Source organism: Pseudomonas sp. SIMBA_068, from assembly GCF_046534705.1.
GTDB classification, from domain to species: domain Bacteria; phylum Pseudomonadota; class Gammaproteobacteria; order Pseudomonadales; family Pseudomonadaceae; genus Aquipseudomonas; species Aquipseudomonas putida.
Genome location: NZ_JAWRYI010000725.1, coordinates 1 through 264, shown reverse-complemented (window position 1 = coordinate 264; position 264 = coordinate 1). Strand labels below are relative to the sequence as shown.

Below are 264 nucleotides of genomic sequence, written 5' to 3'. Positions count from 1 at the left end.
ATTGCCTCTGTCATGCACCTGGGATCGCCACTGCGGGCGTTTAACTCGCTGAATCGAATCGGAGCTTCTGGTCTGAGTAACGAGATTGCTGCCGGTTCCATATTTTTTGCCGTTGGCGGATTATGGTGGCTGGTGGCAGTCATCGGTAAAATGCCGCAAGCGTTGGGGAAACTCTGGTTACTTTTCAGCATGGCGCTCGGCGTCATTTTCGTCTGGATGATGACCTGCGTGTATCAAATCGACACCGTGCCAACCTGGCATAAC

Annotated in this window: 1 pseudogene; it reads left to right on the top strand. The window is 52.7% G+C overall.

The features are described 5' to 3' along the window. Positions 1-264 (top strand): annotated as a pseudogene (gene ynfH / locus SB756_RS31155) (selenate reductase membrane anchor subunit YnfH); the annotation flags it as partial.